Annotated in this window: 16 protein-coding genes; 8 read left to right on the top strand and 8 right to left on the bottom strand. The window is 33.1% G+C overall.

Features of this window, described 5'->3' with window-relative positions; all coding sequences use genetic code 11:
- Window positions 1-3 precede the first annotated feature (3 nt).
- The 5 genes from CXF59_RS01055 to CXF59_RS01030 all read right to left on the bottom strand — a co-directional run bounded on the left by CXF59_RS01055 (window position 4) and on the right by CXF59_RS01030 (window position 6794).
- Window positions 4-288 carry a helix-turn-helix domain-containing protein gene (locus CXF59_RS01055; RefSeq protein WP_101135869.1) on the bottom strand — a complete coding sequence of 95 codons (285 nt, stop codon included), beginning with the start codon at window positions 286-288 and terminating at the stop codon, window positions 4-6.
- A 71-nt stretch (window positions 289-359) separates the two neighbouring features.
- Window positions 360-2210, bottom strand: coding sequence for a hypothetical protein (locus CXF59_RS01050; protein WP_101135868.1), 1851 nt, complete (start codon window positions 2208-2210; stop codon window positions 360-362).
- A gap of 503 nt (window positions 2211-2713) precedes the next feature.
- On the bottom strand, window positions 2714-3964 hold the full coding sequence (locus tag CXF59_RS01045; RefSeq protein ID WP_101135867.1) for a tyrosine-type recombinase/integrase: 1251 nt from the start codon (window positions 3962-3964) through the stop codon (window positions 2714-2716).
- A 939-nt stretch (window positions 3965-4903) separates the two neighbouring features.
- Window positions 4904-5374: an OsmC family protein gene (locus CXF59_RS01035; protein ID WP_101136114.1), complete on the bottom strand. Its 471-nt coding sequence runs from the start codon at window positions 5372-5374 to the stop codon at window positions 4904-4906.
- A 268-nt stretch (window positions 5375-5642) separates the two neighbouring features.
- Complete coding sequence (locus tag CXF59_RS01030) at window positions 5643-6794, bottom strand: serine hydrolase (RefSeq protein ID WP_101135865.1); 1152 nt, start codon at window positions 6792-6794, stop codon at window positions 5643-5645.
- A gap of 422 nt (window positions 6795-7216) precedes the next feature.
- On the opposite strand from CXF59_RS01030, the gene CXF59_RS01025 reads away from it, so the two are divergent.
- A complete protein-coding gene (locus tag CXF59_RS01025) occupies window positions 7217-8068 on the top strand; it encodes a DMT family transporter (RefSeq protein ID WP_101135864.1) in 852 nt (283 codons plus the stop codon).
- A gap of 123 nt (window positions 8069-8191) precedes the next feature.
- Here the strand turns inward: CXF59_RS01025 and CXF59_RS01020 are convergent, their stop codons facing one another.
- Window positions 8192-8959 (bottom strand): LexA family transcriptional regulator, encoded by a 768-nt coding sequence (locus CXF59_RS01020; protein WP_101135863.1) that lies wholly within the window; start codon window positions 8957-8959, stop codon window positions 8192-8194.
- A gap of 132 nt (window positions 8960-9091) precedes the next feature.
- On the opposite strand from CXF59_RS01020, the gene dinB reads away from it, so the two are divergent.
- The 7 genes from dinB to CXF59_RS00985 all read left to right on the top strand — a co-directional run bounded on the left by dinB (window position 9092) and on the right by CXF59_RS00985 (window position 18620).
- Entirely contained in the window at window positions 9092-10249 is a 1158-nt protein-coding gene (gene dinB / locus CXF59_RS01015) for a DNA polymerase IV (RefSeq protein ID WP_101135862.1), read from the top strand.
- Window positions 10249-13296, top strand: a complete 3048-nt coding sequence (locus CXF59_RS01010) for a DNA polymerase III subunit alpha (RefSeq protein ID WP_101135861.1) — start codon at window positions 10249-10251, stop codon at window positions 13294-13296. The genes dinB and CXF59_RS01010 overlap by 1 nt, the downstream gene beginning before the upstream one ends.
- Before the next feature lie 1435 nt (window positions 13297-14731).
- Complete coding sequence (locus CXF59_RS01005; protein ID WP_101135860.1) at window positions 14732-15088, top strand: hypothetical protein; 357 nt, start codon at window positions 14732-14734, stop codon at window positions 15086-15088.
- 59 nt (window positions 15089-15147) lie between these two features.
- Complete coding sequence (locus CXF59_RS01000; protein ID WP_101135859.1) at window positions 15148-15450, top strand: ATP-binding protein; 303 nt, start codon at window positions 15148-15150, stop codon at window positions 15448-15450.
- Window positions 15451-15460: 10 nt separating this feature from the next.
- On the top strand, window positions 15461-15865 hold the full coding sequence (locus tag CXF59_RS00995; RefSeq protein WP_232758553.1) for a response regulator: 405 nt from the start codon (window positions 15461-15463) through the stop codon (window positions 15863-15865).
- Between the two features lie 1143 nt (window positions 15866-17008).
- Window positions 17009-18205 carry an ATP-binding protein gene (locus CXF59_RS00990; protein ID WP_157824490.1) on the top strand — a complete coding sequence of 399 codons (1197 nt, stop codon included), beginning with the start codon at window positions 17009-17011 and terminating at the stop codon, window positions 18203-18205.
- 10 nt (window positions 18206-18215) lie between these two features.
- Complete coding sequence (locus CXF59_RS00985; RefSeq protein ID WP_232758551.1) at window positions 18216-18620, top strand: response regulator; 405 nt, start codon at window positions 18216-18218, stop codon at window positions 18618-18620.
- Between the two features lie 95 nt (window positions 18621-18715).
- On the opposite strand, the gene CXF59_RS00980 is transcribed toward CXF59_RS00985, so the two are convergent.
- On the bottom strand, window positions 18716-19432 hold the full coding sequence (locus CXF59_RS00980; protein ID WP_101135855.1) for a hypothetical protein: 717 nt from the start codon (window positions 19430-19432) through the stop codon (window positions 18716-18718).
- A 217-nt stretch (window positions 19433-19649) separates the two neighbouring features.
- Complete coding sequence (locus CXF59_RS15640; RefSeq protein WP_369828520.1) at window positions 19650-19871, bottom strand: hypothetical protein; 222 nt, start codon at window positions 19869-19871, stop codon at window positions 19650-19652.
- Between the last annotated feature and the right edge of the window lie 261 nt (window positions 19872-20132).

Genomic DNA, 20132 nt, shown 5'->3' with positions numbered 1-20132 from the left:
GCCTTATTTTTTTAATGGTGTAATTGTAGACATCAACTCGGAACGCTTGTAATAGCATTTATTCGCAAACTTGTAAACGGTAATACGCCCTTTGTTTGTCCAGTGCCAGAGTGTACTTGCGTTTATTTGAAGTAGTTCTAAAACTTGCTCACGACTCATAAGATCATCGTTTGCGGCTTGAGTGTTAAGCTCTTTTTTAAAGTCTTCTAATTGAGTTTTGAAGACGTTTGTAATAAGTTCCGTTAATTCCTGGGAACTTACATTTTCAAGTAAGATTGAATTTTGCATATTGCTAAATGTTTTAAATTATTTAGCAAAATTGCGTTGATTTTCAGGTTATTACAGGCACGTTTAAATGCTTAAATTGTGCTTTTTTCGTGCTTTTCTTGTAATGATTCTTTAATTGAATTGTATAACTTTGTTTTTCGCTTGTTTCCAGTTTTAGAGCTGTCAATTTTAGAAATAGTAATATCAAATTCACTCAAAAATTCTATAAATTTTATACCTGTACAAATAACAAAGCCATCTTTCTGCATTATATCAAACAAAAAACTATAATCTGCCTGCGGTGTACTAGTATCACTATAAAGTCCTTTCATTTTATCAAACAGTGCAAATGCAAAACCATCTTTAAAAATTGTTTGATTTGGGTTATTCAAAGCCACATAAGGTTTATAGGTTTCATTTTGTTGAGGTACTAATGTAGAAGTTTTACTCAATTCATTAATCATTTTCAACTCCTCAATATTGATTGATTTATCTAATTCGTTTAAAACCACATCAAAATCATTTTTTAAAGGACTGTTTTCAATATCAAGATAAAAATTATCTTCTAATTTATTTTTCATCTCATTGAATAAAGTAACACAATAAACTTTAATATTATTTGCAAGTTCGATATTCCCTTCTATAATGTTAAAATTTATATTTTGCCTAAATCCTTTAATTGCGTCAAAACCTTTCTGAACTTCATATTTACTGAAATTTATATCGTTTAAAATTGTTTCATCTGAACCGTCATATTTATGACAAGCAATAAATAATTTTACTATTTCAGTACTTAAAGCTGTTAATTTATGATTGAAACTCAGAAGTAATTTTAACCTTACATTTAGGTTACTGATTTTTGACAATCTTTCATTAATCATGTTATTATAATCAACAAGCCTGTTATAATAATAAAAACGGTTTTCATTGCTACTTTTATCTTTAGAATTAATTACGTTCTCAAAATAGCCTGAAATAGCTTTTTTATAATCATCTAAAGATTCTGCTTCAGTTTGTTGAATTTCTTCATCGTCTATTTTTTGATGTTCGCATTTATCAAATGTTTGAAATAGTTTAGGATATTTAGCAACCAATACATCAACTTTATCAACTATACCTGAATAATATCCATATTCTTTTACTGCTTTATGGGTTAATATTAAAGGAAATTGTTTTTTTACAAACTGCCATCCTTCATGCGCTCCAGTATGGTTTATGTGAAAATAATTTAAATGAATATCTCTTACATACTGTTCTGCATTTGCCCCGTAAAGAATGTTTGGCAAAACTGCAAATTCATTCTCGAAGCTCTTTGTACCTTCTTTGTAACCTTCAATGTATGTATTAAGATAAGCAAAGTCGTCTATTTCACACTTTTCTTTCGTATCCATATTTTCGCCTATCAATCCTATTGACATAAAAATCAAAGCTAATTCAGGCGTGTACGTCTTTACAGTATCGTTGTTAGAATTAATAACAAAGTAGCCATTATTCTCAATTTGACTTTGTATACTAATGTACTCGCCTGTTTTTTGTATTTCTTTGTTATGAAAAGTAGTAAGCCAAAATCTTGGATCTTTATTTGTTAAGCCTTTTAAATTTTCAGTTTTTCGGGTTTCTAAATAATTAATAATTGCTTTGTGGCTTGATGCTCTTTTTTCGTAATACGACATCATTTCTAAAAATTTTTCTTGTCCACAGTTTTTTTCTATTAGGTCAAAATTTTCCCTCCTATAATCAAAATCTGAAATTCTTAACATACCACTTTTACAAGTTTCTAGGTTTGCTGAATGATTCTCAATTTCTCTTTCAATAAAATTTAATTCCTGAAAATCATCGTATTGCTGTATAAAACTCTCCATAAGTCTAGGATAGACATATTTATACTCTTTAAGTGTACATCCGCTTGTTTCTGTTTTGCCGTCCAAATATTCTTTATCCATTTACCTGTACTTTATGTTCTGTTGTATAAATATCGATAGAAATAACTTGACGTATCGGGTTATCTATCATTTAACGACCATCTTTTCGAAATCCGAAACGCAAAATTACGGAAGGGAGGGTCTTTTTTTTTTAGTTTTAATTTCCGAAATGTTTTAACTTTTAACTGCTTCTCTTGCATAGCTTTATAACCCATAATAAACAAGCTATTCAAATCTAATCAATTTGCATAGATTAACTATAAACACGAAACTAAATACGCTTTAGTATCAGTTAATAATCTATTGTGACTAACTGTTTTTATTACTATCCCTTTGCGTTTTTTATTCAATGTTTATTTTGTTGTCGATGTTTTACTTATTGATTTGCCTTTGCTTATTCTTAGCCAATGATTTTACAAAAGTTTGCTTTTTTGTATATTCTACAGCTCTGACCATTTTTTACCTATGATTGTGTAAAAAGTGTAAAGTATGCACCTATTTCAAAAACAATTATTTTTTACTCTCTAAAAGTACTTGAAAGTTTCCTTTGCCAAATCTTTATTGCTCTTACCTACATAAACGAGGTACATCTGCTCTGTGCTATGACCTGTTATGTTAATCATTAATGAAGTGGGTATAGTCCCATAAAAATTAGTCGCAAAAGAACGTCTTCCAATATGGCTACTTACTAAATCACACTTTCTATAACTTCCCGTTTCTTTCCGAAATATTCCACTTTTCGGTGCAGTTTCTTTTAATAGACTACCGTTAACCTTTTGATTAAGTTCAGCTACTTCACAAACGTTTTTGATATAGTCATTATACTTTTGGTCTGAAATAGCATAAGGAAACATTCCGTTTCTTTTGCTGAGTATTTCAATAACTTTTGGGTGTAGTGGAATTGTCATGATTTTATCAGTTTTCTTTTGCGTAAATTCCAATAGACTTTGTCCCTCTTCAATTCGTATCATGTCCTTTGTAAATCTCATAAAGTCCGAAATCCTTTGTCCTGTATAACACGAAATAATTAACCAATCCTTTGCGTTTTCTAAACTTTCGGTCAACTTACCTTTGTCTATACTTTCAATCGCTTTAATCTCATCAAAGGTTAAATGTACTTTTTCAACTTTTGCCCTATCTAACCGCAAGCTATCTAACTGTGGATGTGTTTCAATTCCTAAAAATCGTGCATGTTTACAAAAGGTTTTGATAAATACCAATTCCCTTTGCATTGTATTTTGGGAATACTTTTGAGTTTTATAATAATCAACAAACTCTTTTTTAAAATTATCATTTACATCTTTTATTAAAATAGTTGCCTTTCTAAACTTTTCAAAACGCTCTAATTTATGTTTAATAACATTAAACTTTTGTTTTGAGGTTTCTTTAATTTCGTTTTTACGATAGTCAATATAAAAATCAATGTATTCTATTAATTCCGTTGGTAGTGCTTCAGCTTGTTGAGGCGGATTATAGTAGTAATCAATTTCAGTTTGTAACCATTCCTTAGTTATCTTGTCAGGCTTGAACTTATTAAAACAATTTAAAATATAATTTTCTATCTTATTGAGTTCGTTATTAACTCTAGTTTGTTCATTTGTAATAAGAATATCTTTTGACTTATTTCGATGTTGTTTGCTCCAGTAGTGTTTTGTAGTTTCAAACTTTGTCTTTGCTCCAAAAACAAAATCCTTGTCATTGTAACGATACAACAAACGTAAATCTAAATTAGCTTTGTCTTTAGTGGAACGGTATAAAAAATTGATTGTCGCCATAGTACCTAATATTTGAACAATACAAATATAATACATTTGTACGATTACCGTACGACTGACTGCAATTCATTGCATTTTCAAACAATCAATTACATAAAACTAATTAATCACAAAGTATTGATATTATTGAATTTATTAATACATTTACAATAAATTAAGACTATAAATTTTTTATAAGATTGCATTAATACTGCTCCCGGCGACTCCACAAAAAGCCTTGTAAATCTTTGATTTACAAGGCTTTTTTTTTATAATTTGGCACTAGCTTCAAAGGAATAAGTAAAAAGAATGATGCTTTTAAACCATAGTTCGCCAGTAATGACTAAAAACTATTCAGGTATAAATGCAACTGAAAAAACGGAACTATTTGATTTGCTTAATTATTAGTTCTTGTTAGAAAAAGTAGGAGAGTAAAATTTGAATTCGTAACTTTGAGTAAATGAAAAAAATCCAATGAAAAAACTAACAAATAAATTACCTCATTTTGAACTACGGGGTAGCTCTTATTTTCGTGTAGTTCATCAATTTTTAGACTTTACCCTTTTAGTGAGTAAATATCTAAATAAAAACTTTGGATATTCAAGATTTATGGAGTTGACAGAATCGTTTAGATTGTTCCTATTATCTCGAAGAAAAATTATTTCCGTGTTCTTGTTCTTAACCGTTTTGTTTATTGCTACTTCCTCGTTCGCTGTTTCTTCCTTAGCTGTATTCATAATTACGTCTTTTACTTTCAGCTGGACTATCTTTCTTTCTTCTTCTAAAAAATAGAACCCAAACATCCTTGGTGTGCAACTAAACATCTTAGTTAGACAGTGTAGAAATTGTTTCTATCCAACGATACCCCCCCAGTGCTAATAGCTCTGGTACTTGCCAAAGATAAGCATAAGATGAAACCTCAATCTCAAAAAGCTGCTTTAAAAAAAAACTTCTAAAACCTTATTCTATTTGACAATTTGGCTCATGAACAATCGGGAAATTACAGGAATTAGCAATAAAACAGAGCTCGTTTGCTTTTTGGTGTAAACGTAGCGCTTCGGCTATTTTTTCTTTTTGCCTTATGATCACTTTAGGATACAGACGAACTTCAATAAAACGTCCGCTACCGTTCTCTAAAACCTCAAGCGTTGCCTCAGCTTCATCAGTATAGGACAGCACTTCGATTCCGTTTTGAGTACAAACATATAAATAGGACATCATATGACAGGAAACCACACTGCTCAGCAGCATATCTTCCGGATTATATAACATTGGATCCCCTTTAAACGCTCTGGCAGCAGAAACATTTAAAACAGGTTTTCCTTCAATTGTAACGGTATGGCTTTTACTGTAAAATTTGGAAATTACAACCTCCTCATTTTTTGTAGAAAACCAATTCAATTTTGCTTTAAATAAATGTTTGAAACCCATTATTTTATTTTTATTCCAAAAGTAGTCAAAAACCTTAACAACGATTGTTTTCATTAAAAAATGAAAGCCTTTTTTAAACTATAAATTTTGTGACTTTGTCCTCCCACATTTGAATAATAAACAAAAAAATAGGCTAATCAAAACCTCTTGATTGTCAGCGGTCGAGTTCACAATGTTACTAATTAAGGCTTTTATTCTTAACTCAATTTAAGGGTATCGTTAGCAAGTCTACTATGGAAGTTTATTCGCTAGTATCATAGTTTACTATTTATTTTAACGAGCTTAATTGATCGATAATTTGGATGAAAACATCTTGCCAATAATTTGGGTTATAGGAAAGTGAGGAATCTCCAAATCGAATAATTTGAATATTCTTTTCCGGATACAGGTACAGATATTGACCGTATAGCCCTACAGCATAGAAACTATTGTATTTTAAAGGCCCTATTCCCCAATTGTTGTTATAATAATGTCTGTTATTATTAGTCGGATCTGAATGTGTTGAATAGTCTACCCAATCTCTTGAAACAATCTGATTTCCTTCCCAATTCCCTTTGTTGAGATACAACCGTCCAAATTTGGCAAAGTCAATTGCCCTTGCCTGTAGACAACAAAAAGCTTTTTCCATACCATTATCAACATCCTTGTCCAAGCTCCAATAGGCAGGTGCTTCCATGCCTAATGGCTTCCAAATTTTAGTTTCTAAGTAATTTGAAATGGACTTATTTGTTATTCTTTCGATAATTAAGGCTAATAGCTGGGTGTTTGCACTACTGTAATGAAATTCTATATTAGGCGCAGTTTTAACCGTTAATTCTGTCATCCCTTTTCTTAAATCATGGCCCCAATAAAATTCTGCATTATCGGAAACAATATTAAATTCTTGATCTGTAAATTTTATTCCTGAAGTATGTTGAAGTAGATTTTTTATTGTAATCTTATCAAATCCTGGCTTACTTTCAAATTCAGTTAAATAATCCGTAATAGGATTATCTATACTTTTAATTCTCCCTTCTGAAACGGCTATTCCTATGAGTGTAGATATCATTGGCTTGACCATGGAAAACGAAGAGACTAATGAAGTGTCAGCGTATTTACCATTATATTTTTCATACAAAATAGTATCATTCCTGATGATTAAAAACGAAATTGTATTATGAAGTTTTACGAAACTATCTAGAGCAACATTACTTGGATTTAATGACTTGTTAGTTAAGCCAATCCATTTTCCTAAATTATAGTCTTTATCAGATTTTATAAAATTAAAAACTGGGGGTTGATTTTCAATCTTTCTTTGAGGAAAATGAGAAAAGTCATGCTGGTCAGGTAATGCACCAAATCGCATGGTGTTATAAACATTGCAAGATGAAACACTTAGCATAACTATCACGAATAGTAAAATATTTATTTTGGGTTTCATCACTTTGATTCGATATTTTTATATTTGTAAACAAAAATTTATCATAAATATATTTTTGAAACTGACTTAAAGAAAATGCGTGCGTAATATTATTGTAATGATATGAAATTTTAATTGAATTTGTTTATGTTATTTCTTTAACAATCGCTAATCCTAAACCAATAGGGCTTACATTACAAGAGATTTAAGTCCATATAAGCTGTTTTCTGTTAACGAACAAGGCGGGAAATGAAATTTAACTCTTCACATGCTCTTTATTTACTTATATGTTTCAAAAAATAGTTGGTAGTTTTTAAATTACACCTAACAAGTTAATAATAGCCTGTCTAAAATTATTTATCTTTTTTTAATGCACACTTATGTACAAGCCCCTTTTTGAAGTATAAATTTTGTAGTTTTACCTGCTGCATCTGAATAATAAAGTGAAAAACAAACTACTCAACATACCTCCGTTACCAGCCGTACTTTTTGCGATAATAAGTGTTCAGTCTGGAGCCGCAATTGCAAAAAGTCTTTTTCCTGCTATTGGTGCAGCTGGAACTGCCTCTCTAAGGATTGGTATTTCGGCTATCATACTCTTCGCCGTTTACAGACCCAATTTATTCAAGATTACCCCTAAGCAATGGAAGGTTGTGATTCCCTATGGTTTGTGCCTGGGAGCGATGAATTTAATTTTCTACATGGCCATAGAGCGTATTCCCATTGGACTAGCAGTGACACTGGAATTTATAGGGCCGTTACTGGTGGCTGTTTTTGGCTCAAAACGTTTCATCGATTATTTATGGGTCCTTCTGGCAGCAGCAGGAATTGTTTTGATTGCTCCGTGGACAAATAACGGAGTAAACGTTTTAGGGGTCCTATTTGCCTTATTGGCGGGAGCCTTTTGGGCTTTTTATATTGTTCTGGGAGGGAAAGTTTCAAAAATAATGAAAGGTGGAGAGGCTGTTGCAACCGGAATGCTCTTTGCTTCGCTATTGATTGTGCCCTTTGGAGTTATGGGAAACGGATTCAATAATCTCACGCCAACATTTCTTTCTTTAGGAGTAGCGCTTGCTCTTTTGTCCAGTGCTATTCCTTTTACATTAGAAATGAAAGCACTCGGGCAACTTCCTGCCCGTACATTTAGTATTTTAATGAGTCTGGAGCCGGCAGTCGCTTCTATTTGCGCGCTGCTATTTTTACAGGAACACCTTAATTTTAACGAGATAGTCGCCGTTGTTTTTGTGGTAATCGCTTCCGCCGGATCAACACTTACAACTCAATCACAAGCTTAATTTATAACCAAAAAAGAAGACTTTTTATTTATTTCATAAGATTGGCATAAGCCAAGCTGGCATTTCAGCGGTTCCGTTCTTTATACCAGAACGCTTTATACTAAATTATAAATTCGTTTGGTATTAATTAATTTTACTCCCCACTTCCCGAATTTCTCTCCGCAGTTCCCTAAACATATCCTTTAAACTCTCAGCACTCAAATCATCCGGTGTAAATTCATTAGTAGCAATACTGCAGGCATACTCCCAAATTTCCAAAATCTCCGAAGCTTTAATTTCATAAGGCAAATAAATCGTATTGTCAGAATGCAGCATCAATGCATTTTTTCCATTTTTGTTCAATCGTTTATAAACTATTCCCTGACTTTTAGTAATCACGATATATGTTTTCCCGTCCATTACATCACCCAATCGTTCTACATACTGACCTACGATAAAGGAGCCTTTCTTATGTGGCGGCATAGAATCTCCATCTACAGGAAAAGCACGAAATTTCCCATTCCGTAAAAAAGGAAGCGAAATATGTTGCAGGCTTTCTATAAATTCCGGGTCTGCATAACCACTAAGATATCCTGCCTGTGCCTTATGAGGTATAATTTCTATAATATTTTCTCCCTGTTGATCAACTGTTATTGGTAACAATATCCTGTTGTCTCCCAACTTCAGTAAGTCTTCAATGGGTATTTTCTGTACGTCAACCGAGAGTAAAATATCAATGCTGACATGGAAATAATACGACATTCTCTTCAATATATCATACGGAGGCTCAGAGCTGCCGTCTTCGTATTTGACATATCTTCCTCTTGTTATTAAAAGGTTTTGAGAGAGTTTTTCCTGAGAAATACCCTTTTTAACTCTTAGATGTCTGATGTTATCGGAAAATAAAGACATAATAATTTTGTTATAATTTATAACAGCAAATATACTTTATTTTGTTACAACCTGTGCTAATTTTGTAGTTCAAATTTGCCGAAAAGTTTTAAAATGAAATGGATAAATGTATAATTTGAAAAACAAATCAGTATGGCAAGGTCAATAGTACACATGGATATGGACACTTTTTTTGTGTCCTGCGAAAGGTTAACCAACTCAAAACTAAATGGCGTACCGCTCATTATTGGCGGTGGAGACAGAGGTGTGGTCGCTTCTTGTTCCTATGAAGCTCGGACATTTGGTGTTCGCTCTGCGATGCCTATCAAAATGGCACTCCGCCTTTGTCCGCAGGCAAAAGTAATGAAAGGCGACATGGAATTGTATTCCAAATTATCTCATGATATTACCCAAGTCATTGAAGAAAAAGCACCCATTGTAGAAAAAGCGAGCATCGATGAATTTTATCTGGACATTACGGGAATGGATCGGTTTCACGGATGCTACCAATGGACTAACGAACTCTCACAATCAATCACAAAAGAAACAGGCTTGCCGCTAAGTTTTGCATTATCCGTTAATAAGACGGTTTCGAAAATTGGAACCGGCGAATCAAAACCAATAGGGAAACTAGAGATTCCGGAAACTATGGTAAAAACTTTTTTGAATCCGTTGTCCATCCAAAAAATTCCGATGGTTGGTGACGTCACTTTTCAATTATTGTCGCGCATTGGCATTCGAACCATACAAACGTTATCAGAAATGCCAGCAGAAGTGCTGCAGCAAATGATTGGCAAAAATGGAATTGATATCTGGAAAAAAGCAAACGGTATTGACAACAATCCGGTAGAGCCTTACACGGAGAGAAAATCAATTTCGACAGAACACACCTTTGGTCAGGACACTATCGACATTCAAAAATTAAAATCAATACTGGTAGGTATGGTCGAAAAACTGGCTTTTCAGTTGCGTTCTGAGGAATGGCTCACCTCAACGGTAGTGATAAAAATACGCTATTCTAATTTTGATACCGAAACAAAACAATGCCGAATCCCATACACTTCGGCTGACCATACTTTGACAAGAAGCGTCACCGAGTTGTTCGATAAGTTGTACCAACGTCGAATGCGGCTGCGACTCATCGGTATTCGCTTTAGCGGGTTGGTTCGCGGAACCTACCAAATCAATATGTTTGAAGATACTGAAGAAATGCTATCACTGTATCAGGCGATGGATCGAATGAAAAAACGCTACGGTTTTGATGCTGTAGCCCGTTGTGCCGGTGCCACTCTCAAAGTAAAAAACAAATAATGTACCTCAACTGTCACTCTTATCACAGCTTGCGTTATGGCACTATTCCCTTAACCGAATTAGTCCAACTGGCCGCTGCATGCGGTGTAAAAGCCATGGCATTAACTGATATAAATACGGTTACTGGTATCTATGATTTTATCAAAGAATGTCAGGCTGTTGCTATAAAACCTATCATCGGAATTGAATTTAGATACAACAACAAACTGCTTTACATTGGCTTAGCCAAAAACGCTTCAGGTCTTGCCGAAATGAATCGTTTTCTAACCAAGCATAATTTCGATAAAACTCCCCTACCTGCTCAAGCACCAGAATTTAATAATGTAAGTATCCTCTATCCGGTCGAGAATACTCCTGATATTTTTAGAGATTTTGAATTTTTGGGTATGCGTCCGGACCAACTTCCCATGCTATTTCATCCCGTATGGAAAAGCAAACTGGATAAAATGGTGGTTTTACAGCCGGTGACTTTCAGGACAAAGAAAGAATTCAATCTGCATAAAATACTTCGGGCAATTGACACCAATGTCATTTTATCAAAACTTACCGAAGCCGATTATTGCAGGACATCAGAAACGATGATTCCATTGGAAGAACTGCTGGGAAAATTTAGCGATTACACCCAAATTATTGAAAACACTGAATGTATTATTGCCGAATGTAATTTTGAATTCCAATTCAAAACACCCAAAAACAAAACCTATTATACAGACAGTGGAGAAAATGACATGCAACTGCTGACAAGCCTTGCACACGAAGGCATGTTAAAAATATACGGCAACACTAATCTTCTAGCACGCGCCAGAGTAGAGAAAGAATTAAAAGTCATCGATGAGTTGAAATTCAGCGGTTATTTTTTAATCACTTGGGATATCATTCAATACAGCAACAGCATGGGATTTATGCATATCGGGCGAGGTAGCGGCGCCAACAGCATTGTGAGTTATTGTCTCGGTATTACGAACATTTGCCCACTCGAACTGGACTTGTACTTTGAACGTTTTTTAAATCTGAATCGAAAAAGTCCACCCGATTTTGACATTGACTGGAGTTGGAAGGAACGGGATATTATTCTAGAATACATTTTTAATCGGTACGGTCGAGATCATGTAGCTTTTTGTGGTACCAATGTGGAATTCAAATACCGCTCAATATTCCGGGAAGTGGGTAAAGTTTTTGGTTTGCCCAAAGAAGAACTGGATGCACTGGCAAAAAACCCAATTCAATTACACGATAGCAATTCTGTAGTTGCCTTGGTACAGAAATACGGTATGCTTCTCGAGAAATATCCCAATCAGCGTAGTATGCATTCTTGCGGAATCTTAATTTCAGAAGAACCCATTACAAATTACACGGTTTTAGAAATGCCACCAAAAGGCTTCCCTCTTGTATTGTTTGATATGCACATTGCTGAAGATATTGGATTTGAAAAATTTGACATCTTGAGCCAGCGCGGTATCGGTCATATCGATGACACGGTAAAATTGGTTAAAAAAAATCGCGGTATCGACGTCAATATTCGAGATACGGCATTGTCAAAAAATGAAGCAAAGTGTAATGAATTTTTAAGTACCGGAAAAACCATTGGCTGTTTTTATATTGAAAGTCCGGCCATGCGTGGCTTATTGCGAAGACTCAAATGTGACAATTATAAAACATTAGTCGCTGCATCCTCCATCATTCGTCCGGGTGTGGCGCAAAGTGGTATGATGAAAGAGTACATTTTCAGACACAACCACTCCGATCAGTTCGAATATTTTCATGAAACATTCAAAGAACATCTGGGAGAAACCTATGGCGTTATGGTGTATCAGGAAGATGTAATAAAAATTGCATTACACTTTGCTGGAGTACCTGCTTCCGATGGAGATGTTTTGCGCCGAGCGATGAGTGGTAAGGGACGCTCTGTGGAAGCCTTGCAAAAAGTAAAAGACAATTTTTTTGCTTGTTGTGCTCAAAAAGGACATCCCTTAGCACTCAGTCAGGAAATATACCGACAGATAGAATCCTTTGCGGGTTACTCCTTTTGCAAGGCGCACTCTGCCTCTTATGCGGTCGAAAGCTATCAAAGTCTGTATCTAAAAGTATATTATCCCGTAGAGTTTATGGTGGCCGTCATCAACAACCAAGGCGGTTTTTACAGGACAGAAGTATATGTGCATGAGGCTAAAATGTCTGGTGGTATCATTAATACTCCCTGTGTCAACAAAAGCGAATACGAAGCTACCGTTTATGGAGTTAACGTCTATCTGGGTTTGATGCAACTTGAAGGGCTCGATTCTAAAACAGCGCATCGTATCATTACAGAGCGAAATAGGAACGGGGAATACCAATCACTTGAAGATTTCATCAATCGTATTCCGATAGGCATAGAAGGAATCCAAATCTTGATTTTCATTGGCGCCTTTCGTTTTACAACCAAAACAAAAAACCAATTACTCGTCATCGCCAGATTGATACTGGTGAATTACAAACCGGAGAACAGGAATTTAATGTTGCTTCAAGAACCCGTTAAGGAGTACACACTTCCGGTATTGGAACGCTCGCCTTTTGAAGATGCCTTCGACGAAATAGAACTACTCAGTTTTCCAGTATCCTGTACTCCATTCGATTTGTTGCAGACAAAATACCGCGGTACTGTGTTGGCCAAAGATTTACTGCATCATCATAAGAGAACCGTAAAAATGCTGGCGTATCTTATTTCTCGGAAACACGTCCCTACCAAAAGGGGTACTATGTATTTTGGAACCTGGATTGATACCGAAGGGGGTTTCTTCGACACAGCTCATTTTGCTGATAGCCTTCAGAAATATCCTTTTCTGGGCGGAGGTTGTTATTTATTATTGGGAAATGTCGAAGTCGACTACCACTTCCCTACTATTACCATAAGCAAAATGGCAAAAATGCCGTTCATCCCCGACCCGAGGTATTCTAATTCTACAGACCGACAATACAAAGCGCATCAACAAATTAAAGAAGATGTGAGCATGACCCATCGAGCGCCTTATCCACAGGAAATTAATCTACCAAGGCATAAGATGTCTTAGTTATTTATCTCTTCACTAATCTCTTTGACAATAAAGAAACTTTTTAGAGATCCATTCTTGCAGCGGAATTTGTAATTAATTTAAATGATAAAATTTATTAATCAAATATTTCAAAACAAAATAAAGCACACTTACAACCACTGCTAAAGAAAGTAGGAAGCTAATCAAGTTCACTACAATATTAGGAATAAACTTCAATCTAGGATGTGCAAAGTAGGGCTCACGATGGAGTCCCTCGTGGATGTTTTCTTTTACTATTTTGATTTTTTTCTTGATGACACCTTATTTTTACGAGCTACACTAACCAATATTAATTGAAAGAACAATCATATCGCTGCAGCTGGATTTCTATTTTAAAATTCCTTTTATGACATACTAAATTAAGCAATTAATTTAATATACTGTAATCCCGAAATGGAAAGAAAATAGCATTTACACCTTCATGCCACCATTTAATCGCATTCCCTATACTTTCAGGCTTTTGTTTTACTGGAAAATGGAACTTGAGCCATCGCTCTTTCGACGACTGCAGCAATTGACCACTCCGTATTATTCTTAATCACACTATTTTTAATTCTTTTTTTTATTCTTATGTCAATCCCGCAGCAGAATTTGCGCAAAACATTAACCTAACCAAACTATTTCTACTAACAGAACTACTTATTATGAATCCTGCAACTTGAAATAAAAAGATACGTCCGCTCTAAAAATAAACTTTTTCATCTTATAAAAAAAGTTGCTTTTATGTAATGACAAACAAATTACTTCTTTTCCTTTTTTTTTAATATCTCCACTATTAAGTCATTCGCAAGAATATATGGACCTTCTTAACATTAGCTCTACATTATATCCTTTGATTCAGACCATCCTAATTTATTCTATTTTAATCCTCTATAAAATAGTATAATAATAGAGGATCATACTATTATAAAACCCTGCCTGGCAATCGTCTTTAGCTTTATATTAATATGCGTTTCATTTTTGGGTATCAATTCAAAAAACAAAATCTTTAATCAAACAGCACAATTTTATTTGCATTTAGTGACACCAATTTCATTGCTTACAATCTTTGGTATGTCAGATAATAATCCCCGTTTAGATCAAATCGACTTCTTTAGTTCTTTTTCTATTTATACTGCTTTTAAACTTCTTATATTATCTATAATGACCGCTGTGGTTCATTGCAGCAACATTTATTGGCTCGAAAATGGGTCATGAAATTAGTCGTTAATTATTTCCTAAAATTTTAATCTCGATCTTAACCTTAGGATATTTACGAATACTAATCGGCAAATCGAGTTTAATAAACGAAGCGTCTGCAAATGCATTATTAGAAATTTCCTATATTTTACTCACCTTATTTATAATCTACTTTACTAAAGAGTCTTTAAATAAAATTGACGCTAAAAATAAAGAAGCTGAAAGTAAAGTTATTTTGATAAACAATGGTCTTGAAAAAAGAATCCTAGAACGAACAAATCACCTAACGAAACAAAATAAACAGTTAGAAGAATTTGCCTATGTAGTATCTCATAATTTTAGAGCACCGGTTAGTAATTTACATTCTCTTTTGTACCTTTGCAAAGAGGGAGAAAATATGCAATTAAAAGAGCTATTATTAGAAAGGTGTGAAATAACAGTCACCAATCTTGATACTATAGTAAATGATTTATTAAGTGGAGTTTCCATTAAAAATAATTCAAAAAAGGAAAAACAAAACTTAGTCTTCAATACCTGTTTTTTAAATGCAGTCGAATCTTTTCAAGGGACATCATTAAATCTGGGGCTCTAATCACAAGTAATTTTTCAAAGGCACCAAGCATAGATTATTCAGCGATTTATTTAGAAAGTATGATTCAAAATCTTCTGAGCAATGCCTTAAAATATAGTTCGCCTCTGCGCACTGCAAAAATTCATTTTCAATCTCATATAATTAACGATGAAATTGTACTTACGGTTAGCGACAATGGATTAGGAATTGATTTAAAGGAACATGGAAAAGATATGTTTGGATTTAACAAAGTGTTCCATAAGCACCCTGATGCAAAAGGAGTTGGACTTTTCCTTATCAAAGCCCAAGTTGAAGGAATGGGCGGAACAATCAGCGTAGAGAGTACCGTTGATGTTAGAACAAAGTTTAAAATTATTTTTTAAAAACTATATTATGAATGAAAAATTAATGATTGCAATTGTAGATGATGACCCTATTTTCCAATTCATCGCTAAAAGATTTATTAAATCATTTGAATCTGTAAATCAAATGCTTATTTTTTCTGATGGAAAAGACGCTATGGATTTTCTATATTTTAACATAAATGATAAAGATAAACTTCCAGATATTATTTTTCTTGATATCAATATGCCGGTGATGAATGGTTGGCAATTTTTAAATAAATATATTGAACTCAAATCCAAAATTGAAAAAAAAATAATAATCTATATAGTAAGTTCTTCAAATAATCCCGATGACTTTATTCAAGCTCAGAGTATACATGAAGTAACGGATTATATAGTGAAACCTATTGATCGCGAAAAATATACTAGCATCCTTAACTCCGTCCATACATAAAAACCCATCATTATCTTGTTTGATTCAAAGTTTAAAAAAGTAACGATAAACGTTAAAAAGCCGCAAGAGTTTATACTTTTACGGCTCTCTAGACATCCTAATCTTTAATCAACTAACTTATGATAGAATATTTCTGGAACACCTTCGACTCCAGCTTCCATCATCAAATTTTTCGTTTCTTTATAGTCAACTCTCGCCTTTACTTTCTACAAATCTGAAGTTGCAAGTATTAAGGTTACTACTTTAGGATCATCCACACTTAAAATAATATTTCATTAATAAAACTTTCTTAAAGTTGCACCTCCATCATCACGTATTTGATAGCATAGATCAAACCTTCACTATAATGATTACCCTCTACTCTGCGTTTCAAAGTAAATTATCTGTAACAGATTCATTGTATTAAACAAGCTACATCCTAATTTAAAAAAAGCAACAAAACGCACAAAAACCAGTATTAGAACCTTTGAAAGTATGATGTGTATTAATCTTTTAAGTTTTTAAAAAAAAAAAATAATAATTATACAGTTAAATAGAAAATTACATGAATAAATTTTCAGTTCTTTTTTGATACCACAAATTACTTTTAATTATCGCTGGCTTTAACGACGCTAACAACTCTTAAAAATAGGTGCTTTGAAATTTAAAACTGTTCTTATTTATAATTTTAGAGTACATTTGTTGGTTAACAAGTGTTTTCTTTTGTAGCAAACTATATAAATCAATTTAACAATATCCCATCTATCGATGCCCTTAAAAACTAAACAGAAAGTAGAGACTTTAAGTATAATAATTGGGGGAATTGCATTGCTTATGTTTTTAGGCTATCTATTCAAGTTAAACTATTATTCAAGTTTATCTTACCCCTGGTCCATACCGATTCAATTAAATTCTTCAATAAATTTAATACTATATTGTTTTTCATTACATTTTTTAATAAACAAAAAAAACAGGGCTTTTATTAAGTATTGCTCAATCCTATTAATTATAAATGGTCTTCTCAATTTATTCTACCTGCTAAAACTCGACTCAGACGTTCTTAATTCAATATACCTTAATCCGATTTTTGATAGTATAATAATTGAGAGGTATACGAATATAAAACCCTGTCTAGCAAGTGTTTTTTGCTATATAGTAATAGGTTTGTCATTTTTAGGTATACTATCAAAACGTAAATTTTTTAATCAAACAGCACAAGCTGCTTTGCACTTAGTCACACTAATTGCATTTCTTACAATCTTAAGTTTATCAGATAACATCCCAAGTTTAGAAGATCTCTATTTCTTTAGCAACTTTTCGATTTATGGTGCTTTTCTGCTTCTGTTACTTTCCATAATGATTGCAACAGTTCAACCTCATCTTGGGTTTGTCGCAATATTTGTTGGCTCGAAAATAGGACATAAAATTAGTCGTTCTTTTTTTCCGATAATATTAATCTCGGTCTTAGCATTAGGTTATTTAAGAATAGAAATTTCCAAAACGGAGCAAATAAACGGAGCTTCTGCAAATGTTTTATTACAAGCTTCATTCATCTTAATCACCTTATTTATAGCTCATTTTAGTAAAGAAAATTTAAATAAAATTGATGATCAAAGAAAAGAGGCTGAAAATAAAATTGTTTTAGCAAACAATAATCTTGAAAAAAGAATTCTGGCGCGTACAAATCACCTAACGAAACAAAATAAACAGTTAGAGGAGTTTGCCTATGTGGTATCTCACAATTTTAGAGCCCCCGTTAGTAATTTACATTCTCTTATAGATATTTATAAAGAGGAAGAAGACCCCAAAACTAAAGATGTATTAATAGAAAAATTTGAAATAACAGTCACCAACCTTACTACTACACTAAATGATTTGTTAAACGTTATCTCTGTTAAAAATGACACAAAAAAGGAAAAACAAAACTTAGTCTTCGACACCTGTTTTTTAAATGCAATCGAATCTTTTCAAGGGGACATCATTAAATCTGGGGCTCTAATCACAAGTGATTTTTCAAAGGCACCAAGCATAGATTATTCAGCCCTGTATTTAGAAAGTATAATTCAAAACCTTCTAAGCAATGCCTTAAAATATAGTTCGCCTCTGCGCACTGCCAAAATTCATTTTCAATCCCATATCATCAACGATGAAACTGCACTTATAGTTAGCGATAATGGTTTAGGAATTGATTTAAAGGAACATGGAAAGGAAATCTTTGGGTTTAACAAAGTCTTCCATAAGCACCCTGATGCAAAAGGAGTTGGACTTTTCCTCACTAAAGCCCAAGTTGAAGGAATGGGCGGAACGATAACCGTAGATAGTACCGTTGATGTTGGAACAAAATTTAAAATTATATTTTAAAAACTATAATATGGATAACAAATTAATAATTGCAATTATAGATGATGATTCTATTTTCCAATTTATCGCTAAAAGATTTATTAAATCATTTGAATCTGTAAATGAAACACTTATTTTTTCGGATGGAAAAGACGCTATAGATTTTTTATTTTCTAACGTAGATGATCAAAATAAACTTCCGGATATTATATTTCTTGATATCAATATGCCGGTGATGAATGGTTGGCAATTTTTAAATAAATATATCGAACTAAAATCTAAAATTGAAAAAAAAATAATGATCTATGTAGTTACTTCTTCAAATAACCCGGATGACTTTATTCAAGCAAAGAGTATACATGAAGTGGCTGATTATATAGTCAAACCTATAAATCGCGAAAAATACACAAGCATCCTAAATTCCTTTTGTAAATAAAACTCCATCATTATTTTGTTTGATTCAAAGTTAATAACAGACATTGAAAAACCGCAAGAGTTTACCCTTTTACGGTTTTATGGACATCCTGAACTTTATTCTACTAACTTATAGTAGAACATTTCAGGAACGCCTTCTACTCCGGCTTCCATCATCAATTTTTTCTGTTCTTCTGAATTGATCATTGCTTTAGCCTTATCAATATCTGAGATTGCAAATACTAAAGTCACCATATTAGGATCATCAACACTTCTTGCCATCCCTCTGTCTATTAATCCTTCTTCCATCCTTTTGATTGTTCCTTCTTCATCATACACTTTGATCCAAGCGTCAAAATCTTTCACACGATGGGTTACCATTAGTCTGTCTTTCAGATTTATGTTTGAGTCATCATTTCGAATTACTTCATAAAAGCCGAATTTAGGCGTACTTATTATACCGGCTTTCTTCATGGCTTCCTTAAGGCTGGGCAACATGCTAAAATCTTTTGCTTTATTGAAATCGTTCATTTTATCAATAACCATGATAGTATTAGGATTATCCATCCCTCTACCAATAACAAAATGCGAAATTCCATATGACATTCGGATTGAATCGTGAGCATCATATGCTACCCTCCATTTATTGTAATCAGCAACATCGTGTTTGATTAAAATAACCTTAAAAGGCATAAATGCTATACTGGCAATATCAACTTCTTCCATTGTACTCATTTCATCAACTTTTTCAGTTTTATTGTTTTTACATGAAAAGAATGCAACAGTAAAAATTGTTACTAAAATTGACATCAACAATTGTTTACTATTTTTCATCTTATTATTTTTAAAGTTAATTACACTAAGTAAATATAACCATAAATACTGAAAATCAAATACTTATAATTTTTTTGATTCAAAAAAACATGAGTAAAATTTATCTTAGTAATCGCTCCTGTCTGGATTTCAGGACGGAACATATTTCCATAAAAAAAAGTCTCGTTACTGATAACGAGACTTTTCTGCACTTTTAAAAGATGGTAAGTTAGAGTTATTACTTAGAACTCCAAGTATTATTCAGTGGTGTAGCATCCATAAAAAGTCCGCCATTTAGTGTTCTTGACTTCATCTTTTTTGTTCCTTTAAAACTAATCGTTGCCGTTTTTTGGTTGGCTTCCCAGATAGCAGGTGTTCCAAGGACCGTTTCTTTAGTCCCATCTGTATAAATAATATTTACATCAAACGGAATCGCAAATCCACCTTCGTTTATGATCAAAATTGTTTGTGTTTTACTATTCACATTTGCAACAGCTATATCAATATAATTATTAGTAAAAAACCAGTTGTTAAAGAACCAATTTAAATTTTTACCTGAACTCGTATTTACCGAATTGAAATAATTTCAAGGAATAGCATGTTTACCATTCCAGTCTTCCATATAAGTGTGTAAGCCTTTTTTGAATAAATCATCCCCCAATAAGTCTTTTAAAGCCAAATAAGAAAGTGATGCTTTACCGTATGAATTATTACCATAACC

The organism is Flavobacterium sp. ALD4 (assembly GCF_002836475.1).
Taxonomy (GTDB): Bacteria; Bacteroidota; Bacteroidia; order Flavobacteriales; family Flavobacteriaceae; genus Flavobacterium.
Note: the sequence above shows the minus strand (reverse complement) of the source record. Positions and strands in the feature narration are given on the sequence as shown.

Coding starts and splice junctions, on each gene's coding strand:
- dinB (WP_101135862.1), top strand. CDS start 9,092: ATGGCAAGGTCAATAGTACACATGGATATGGACACTTTTTTTGTGTCC.
- CXF59_RS01045 (WP_101135867.1), bottom strand. CDS start 3,964: ATGGCGACAATCAATTTTTTATACCGTTCCACTAAAGACAAAGCTAAT.
- CXF59_RS01010 (WP_101135861.1), top strand. CDS start 10,249: ATGTACCTCAACTGTCACTCTTATCACAGCTTGCGTTATGGCACTATT.
- CXF59_RS01050 (WP_101135868.1), bottom strand. CDS start 2,210: ATGGATAAAGAATATTTGGACGGCAAAACAGAAACAAGCGGATGTACA.
- CXF59_RS01020 (WP_101135863.1), bottom strand. CDS start 8,959: ATGTCTTTATTTTCCGATAACATCAGACATCTAAGAGTTAAAAAGGGT.
- CXF59_RS00980 (WP_101135855.1), bottom strand. CDS start 19,432: ATGAAAAATAGTAAACAATTGTTGATGTCAATTTTAGTAACAATTTTT.
- CXF59_RS00995 (WP_232758553.1), top strand. CDS start 15,461: ATGAATGAAAAATTAATGATTGCAATTGTAGATGATGACCCTATTTTC.
- CXF59_RS01030 (WP_101135865.1), bottom strand. CDS start 6,794: ATGAAACCCAAAATAAATATTTTACTATTCGTGATAGTTATGCTAAGT.
- CXF59_RS01035 (WP_101136114.1), bottom strand. CDS start 5,374: ATGGGTTTCAAACATTTATTTAAAGCAAAATTGAATTGGTTTTCTACA.
- CXF59_RS01000 (WP_101135859.1), top strand. CDS start 15,148: ATGATTCAAAATCTTCTGAGCAATGCCTTAAAATATAGTTCGCCTCTG.
- CXF59_RS01055 (WP_101135869.1), bottom strand. CDS start 288: ATGCAAAATTCAATCTTACTTGAAAATGTAAGTTCCCAGGAATTAACG.
- CXF59_RS00985 (WP_232758551.1), top strand. CDS start 18,216: ATGGATAACAAATTAATAATTGCAATTATAGATGATGATTCTATTTTC.